Annotated in this window: 7 protein-coding genes; 5 read left to right on the forward strand and 2 right to left on the reverse strand. The window is 65.5% G+C overall.

The window, feature by feature from the left end; genetic code table 11:
• Nucleotides 1–4 precede the first annotated feature (4 nt).
• Both cysQ and nudE read right to left on the reverse strand, forming a co-directional pair.
• Nucleotides 5–814 (reverse strand): 3'(2'),5'-bisphosphate nucleotidase, encoded by an 810-nt coding sequence (cysQ, locus tag ENJ19_10480; protein HHM06150.1) that lies wholly within the window; start codon nt 812–814, stop codon nt 5–7.
• Nucleotides 811–1,368, reverse strand: a complete 558-nt coding sequence (gene nudE, locus ENJ19_10485; protein ID HHM06151.1) for an ADP compounds hydrolase NudE — start codon at nt 1,366–1,368, stop codon at nt 811–813. The genes cysQ and nudE overlap by 4 nt, the downstream gene beginning before the upstream one ends.
• A 74-nt stretch (nt 1,369–1,442) precedes the next feature.
• On the opposite strand from nudE, the gene ENJ19_10490 reads away from it, so the two are divergent.
• The 5 genes from ENJ19_10490 to ENJ19_10510 form a co-directional block, all read left to right on the forward strand.
• Nucleotides 1,443–2,132, forward strand: a complete 690-nt coding sequence (locus ENJ19_10490) for a GMP/IMP nucleotidase (GenBank protein HHM06152.1) — start codon at nt 1,443–1,445, stop codon at nt 2,130–2,132.
• 132 nt (nt 2,133–2,264) lie between these two features.
• Nucleotides 2,265–3,359, forward strand: a complete 1,095-nt coding sequence (locus tag ENJ19_10495) for a hypothetical protein (protein HHM06153.1) — start codon at nt 2,265–2,267, stop codon at nt 3,357–3,359.
• A complete protein-coding gene (locus ENJ19_10500) occupies nt 3,352–3,897 on the forward strand; it encodes an NUDIX hydrolase (protein ID HHM06154.1) in 546 nt (181 codons plus the stop codon). Before ENJ19_10495 ends, ENJ19_10500 begins: the two co-directional genes overlap by 8 nt.
• A gap of 441 nt (nt 3,898–4,338) precedes the next feature.
• Nucleotides 4,339–4,818, forward strand: coding sequence for an Rrf2 family transcriptional regulator (locus tag ENJ19_10505; GenBank protein ID HHM06155.1), 480 nt, complete (start codon nt 4,339–4,341; stop codon nt 4,816–4,818).
• Between the two features lie 320 nt (nt 4,819–5,138).
• On the forward strand, nt 5,139–6,249 hold a 1,111-nt coding region (locus tag ENJ19_10510), incomplete at its 3' end, for a lytic murein transglycosylase (GenBank protein ID HHM06156.1).

Below are 6,249 nucleotides of genomic sequence, written 5' to 3' on the forward strand. Positions count from 1 at the left end.
ACGCCTATTCCGGCAGATAGCGCCGCCAGTCGTGGCGGGCATCACCGCAGACGATGAAATGGGGGTTGAGCAGGGATTCTTTGGTGTTGTAACGCAAACGCTGCAACCGGGTGTCCAGCAAACGGCCGCCCGCTTCCTCGACGATGCACTGGGCGGCGGCAGTGTCCCATTCCGAGGTGGGGCCGAGGCGGACGTAGACATCCGCCTGCCCCTCCGCCACCAGGCAGGATTTCAGCGAGCTGCCCATGGAGACAATGTCGTAGTCACCCACTTTGGCAAGAAAGCGGTCGAAGGCGGGGGAGCGGTGGGAGCGGCTGCCAGCCACCACCAGCCTGCCGCCGTTCCAGGGGCGCACGTGAATGGGGACGGGCTCGTGGCCCGGCTCGTGCTTGTAGGCGCCGCCACCTTGACAGGCGTGATAGGTGACGCCACTCACGGGTACGTGGATCACGCCCAGCACGGGATAGCCGTCCCGGATCAGGGCGATGTTGACGGTGAACTCGCCGTTGCGTTTGATGAACTCCCGGGTGCCGTCCAGAGGGTCCACCAGCCAGTATTCCAACCAGCGCTGCCGCTCGGCAAACGGCACGGCGGCGGACTCTTCCGACAATACCGGCAGGGGCGGCTCCAGTGCCGTCAGGCCATCGACGATGAGGTGGTGGGCGGCCATGTCGGCCTCGGTGAGGGGCGAGCGGTCGTCTTTGTGCTCAACACTGAAGCCCTCGTTGTAAATACTGACGATGGCGCGGCCGGCGTCCTCGGCCAGGCGCACCACCGCCGGCAGCATTCCGGCCACGGCGTGGTGGGTGGTCATGCACTTGCTCCTTCTTGCTGTAACAGGTCCCGGGCCAGATACAAGGCGGCAATACTGCGCGCTTCCGAGCAATCCTCCCGTGCCACCAGTTGGGAGAGGGCGCTGAGGCGCCAGGGCACCACTTCGACCTCCTCGGGCTCGTCCCCGGCCAGGCGGCGGGGATAGAGATCCCGCGCCAGGATGATCTGGGTCATATGCTCGAAGTAACCCGGCGCCAGGGACAACGCGTTCAGCTGTTGCAGGCGCCGGGCGCCATAGCCCGTCTCTTCCATGAGTTCCCGGTTGGCCGCCGCCAGGGGATCTTCCTCCGGCTCCACCATGCCCTTGGGCAGGGCCAGCTCGTAGCGGTGGGTGCCGGCGGCGTATTCGCGGATGAGCAGCACGGTGTCGCCTTCCAGCAGGGGTACCACCAGTACCGCGCCCCGCGACGCCTGCAGGCGCTCGTAGCGCACCTCAGTGCCGTTGGCGAAGGCGAGGCCGATTTCTTCGATGTGGAACAGGCGGGTGCGGGCGAGGGTGGCCCTGCTGAGGATGCGGGGTTTTTGCCGGTCCATAGTGTGCTGCAATACGCGCGGCGGCCAAAAAGCGATAGTATATCTTTTTTTCCCCTCTCGCTCGCGCTGGAATGATGCCCCATTGGTCTGTGGTGCGCACGGTGCTGCTGGATATGGACGGCACCCTGCTGGATCTCAATTTCGACAATTATTTTTGGCAGGAACTGCTGCCGCGCCGCTACGCTGCGCGCCGGGGGCTGGATCTCCCCACCGCCAAAGCCCTGTTGGCACCCCGGTTCGCCCGCGAGGCGGGCACCCTGAACTGGTACTGCCTGGACTACTGGAAGCGGGAGCTGGGCCTGGATCTGGCCCGCCTCAAACAAGAATGCGCCGACCTCATCGCGCTCAGGCCCCATGCCCTGACCTTTCTCGAGGCACTGGGCGCCACCCGGCGCCAGCGGGTGGTGGTGACCAACGCCCACCGGCGCAGCTTGGCGCTGAAACTGGAGCGCACCCGCCTGCATGCCCACGTGGACGCCATCGTCAGCGCCCACGATTTCGGCCTGCCCAAGGAATCACCGGCCTTCTGGGCACGGCTGCAAGCCAGGATCCCGTTCGACCCCGCCCGTACCCTGCTCATCGACGACAGCCTGGCGGTGCTGCGCTCGGCGCGGGACTGCGGCATATCCCAGTTGCTGGCGGTGCGCTGTCCCGATTCCCAAAGGGGGGTACAGGAGACGGCGGAATTCACCGCGGTGGACGATTTTCGCGCCATCATCCCGCCCACCCTGACCGCTGGCGGCCCATGCATACCGCGCTCCTGAAATGACCGGCCTCATCGCCCGCGGCATCGTCTGGCACTGGCTGCGCCCCGCCGGGGCCGGTCCGGCCCACGCCCGCGAGACACTCACCGCCCTCAGCCTGCTCACCCTGCCACCGTGGTTCGCAGGGCTGCAATGAATCGCCATCTGGTGGTGGCCCTGTCCGGCCACGGCTATGGCCACCTGGCCCAGGTGGCGCCGGTGCTGGAGGCGCTCAGGGCGCGCCTTCCGGCGCTGCGCCTCACCCTTCTGGGCGCCCTGCCCCGGTCCGTGGTGGCGGCCCGCCTCCCCCTGCCCTTCGCCTATCACCCGCGGTCGCTGGACGTGGGCATGGTCATGGAGGACGCCCTGACGGTGGATGTGGCAGCCTCCTGCCACGCGTATGCCCGCTTTCACGCCCGCTGGCAGCAGGGGATGGCGCAGGACGCCGCCCTGCTTGAACGCTTGGCCCCTGATTACCTGCTCTGCGACGTGCCCTACCGCATCCTGGCGGCGGCGGCGCAGGTGGGCGTGCCGGCGGCAGCGCTCTGCTCTTTGAACTGGGCGGACATTTACGCCCACTTTTGCGGCCAGCAGGACACTGCCGCGGCCATTTTGGCCGAAATCGAGGCCGCTTACGGGCAGGCGGAGGTGTTCTATCAGCCTGCCCCCAGCATGCCCATGCCCCGCCTGCCCCACCGCCAGGCCATCGGACCCCTGGCGCGGTCCGGCCGCAGCCGCCGGGCAGAGTTGGCACAAGGCCTCAGGCTGAGGCCACAGGAGCGCTTGGGCCTGGTTTCCCTGGGCGGTATCCCCACCCGGCTCGATCTGAGCCGCTGGCCGTCCCAGCCGGGCTGGCGCTGGATTGTGCCCGCCGCCTGGCACGTGGAACGGCCCGACCTGGTCGCCCTGGAGTCCCTGGCACTGCCCTTCCCGGACGTGCTCCGCAGTGCCGATGTGCTGCTTACCAAGCCGGGCTACGGCAGCTTCGCCGAGGCCGCCTGCAATGGCGTCCCTGTTCTCTACGTGCCCCGCAAGGACTGGCCGGAAGAACGTTGGCTGGTCAGCTGGCTCAAGCGGGTGGGACGCTGTGCCCCCTTAAGTCTCGCGGCGCTGCGCCAGGGCAGGGTGGTGGCGGCGGGCAACGCCCTGGTGGCAGACGGCCCGCCGCCGGCCCTCGCCCCCAGCGGCGTCGCCGCGCTGGCGGCGCGGTTGGCGGCGCGCTTGAGTGGAGGCGCAAGCAATGGATAAAACACCCATGAACGGACAGACAGTCTATCAGGGACGGATACTGCGCCTGGAGGCGGGGGAGTTTCTCCTCCCCCACGGCCGCCGCACCCGGATGGAAGTGGTCCGTCACCCCGGCGGCGTGGCCATCGCCGCCCTCAATGAACAAGGGGAACTGTGTCTGGTGCGGCAATACCGCCCGCCCCTGGAGGCATGGATCTGGGAACTGCCCGCGGGCAAGCGCGACAAGCACGAGCCACCCCTGGACACCGCCAGACGGGAATTGGAAGAGGAAGCCGGCTTGCGCGCCGCCCGCTGGGACATGCTGGGGGAGATCTACCCCGCACCGGGCTATAGTGATGAGGTCATTCATCTTTTTCTGGCGCGCCAGCTTTCCGCCGTCCCCCAGCGCCTGGAACCCGACGAGCTGCTGGAAAGTCACTGGATTCCCCTGCAACAGGCCCGCGGCTGGTTGTATGACGGCACCATCCGCGACGCCAAGTCACAAGTCGGCATTCATTTGCTTTGCAGCATCTGTTGCGCCCCCAAGCCAGAATGCTAATATTGACCCACGTGATAGGAAATGAACAGGCTCAAAGCCTGACTGAACTCAACGAGAGGGCGAACACAATGGAAACTCTGATTGCTACGCTGGTGGCCGTGGTCGGTTTGGTCGCAGTGGGGCTGACTGCTTATCTGACGGTGCTGATCTATCGCGACGAAGCTCGCCCGCCCACGCCCGACGAAAAACCCTAGATTATGGTGCCGGCGCGGGTCGTCTCCGGGATAGCGCTTCCCGGGAGACGGCCGGCCCTCTGCCCTGGAAGATACCTTTCCCCCCTGTCCTTGTCCTCCCACAGCCGCGCCCCCTTCATCCTTCCTGCGCTTTCCTCCCGCGCCCGGGCAAAGTTGACTAATTGACTGCGATATGACATTTTCTAGCGAACAACTTAGTTATTCGCTTCACCTGAAGGCTCGCCAACACACGAGGGGGAACAGCGCGATGAAACTTTCCACCAAAGGCCGCTATGCGGTCACCGCCATGATGGACCTTGCCTTGCATGAAGCCCATGGTCCCGTGACGCTGGCCGATATCTCGGTCTGCCAAGGCATCTCCCTGTCCTATCTCGAACAGATTTTCGCCCGCTTGCGCAAGGACGGGCTGATTGCCGGGACACGGGGCCCGCGCGGCGGCTACCGTCTGGCACGACCGGCCAAGGACATCAACGTGGCCGAAATCATCGCCGCGGTGGACGAAAACCTGGACACCACCCGCTGCAGCGGGATGAAAAACTGCCAGGAAGGTGATCGTTGCCTTACCCACGAATTGTGGTCAGAACTCAGCGACCGAATCTACAAATTCCTGGAAGGCATCACCCTGGCCCAGTTCGTGGAGCGCTCTGCCGTAAAAGAAGTCGCCCAGCGTCAAGACACGCTGCATTTTCGCCGCACTCCCCTGCATCCCCAGCACGACGCGGCCTGACCGAAGCACTGCCGGTGAAAGCGGGCCCTCGGGCGCCCCGTTTTCAAGGCGGCGTATACCCCCTTTGGAAAGCGGATGGTCAAACCATCCGCTTTCACTTTCTTCACCAAGCTGCCAAAATCAGAGTTACTTTCTCGATTCCCAGATTCCGGAGGAGTCCCAGTGCTCTTTCGAGGTAACAGGTGTGCTTGTCACCGCGCACAAAAACCGTGTGGGGGCGATGGACCTGTCATCGCCGCGCGGGGTAAATAACAACAAAACTGCCCACAATAAAGTTGCCGGCCGCGGCGACGATAACAGGCAGCAGGGGTGAATGACCCATGTGGGGACGTCAATATTTTTGTCTGGCGCTGATTTTGGCGCTGGCCTGGGGACCGGCCGCCGCCATTGCCGGTGACCCCGATTATGCGCTTGAACGCAAAAAATTCCGCCAGGCCGAGCAGGCCCTGGTTCAGGGCCAGCGCACCCGTTTCCACGCGCTGCTGGCGGAGCTGAAGCATTACCCGCTCTATCCCTATCTGCGCTACCGCGAACTGCGTCGTTACCTGTCCCGCGCCACGGCGCAGGAGATTGCCGCATTTTTAGACGAATACGGTGATACGCCCATGGCGCCGCGCCTGCGCCGGGCCTGGCTGCAACGTCTGGCGAAGCGTAAACGCTGGCGCGAATATCTCATCTTCTACACCCCCCAAAGCCGCGCCGCGCTGCAATGCAATTATCACCGCGCCCTGCTGGAAACCGGCCAGACCCGCGAAGCGCTGGAAGGCATTGAAGCGCTGTGGTTGGTGGGCAAATCCCAGCATGCCGCCTGCGACCCGGTGTTCCGCGCCTGGCGCAAGGCAGGGGGGCTGAGCCGCAAACTGGTATGGCAACGCATCGGGCTGGCCATGGCCAAACGGAATCGCAGCCTGGCCCGCTACCTCAGCCGCTACCTCCCGAAGCAAGACCTGCGCTTCGTCCGGCCGTGGATAGAGGTGGACCGCAACCCGGCCCTGGTCACCCGCCACCCCCGCCTGCGCGAAGACAGCCCCCAGGCCCGTGATATTCTGGTTCACGGCATCCGCCGGCTGATGCGCACGAGCCTGGATCGCGCCGCCCGCGCCTGGGACACGCTGAAAGTGCGGTACGCCTTCTCCACCGAACAACGCGCCACCGTGGAGGGCCAGCTCGCCCTCCGTTATGCCCTGCAAGGCCGTCCTCAGGCCCTGGAACGCCTGGCGGCCCTGGACCTGAGCCGGAACGAAGACGAGTCCTTGCGGGAATGGCGCATACGGGTTGCGCTCAAGCTCAAGGACTGGGAAGCGGTGCTTACCTGGGTGGAACACCTGCCCGAAGCGGAACGGGAAGAACCCCGCTGGCGCTACTGGCGGGCCCGCGCCCTGGAAGCGCTGGGGAACAACGAGGCCCGGGAAGAGTTTGAAGCCCTGGCCG

It is taken from the genome of Gammaproteobacteria bacterium (genome assembly GCA_011375345.1).
Lineage (GTDB): Bacteria > Pseudomonadota > Gammaproteobacteria > DRLM01 > DRLM01 > DRLM01.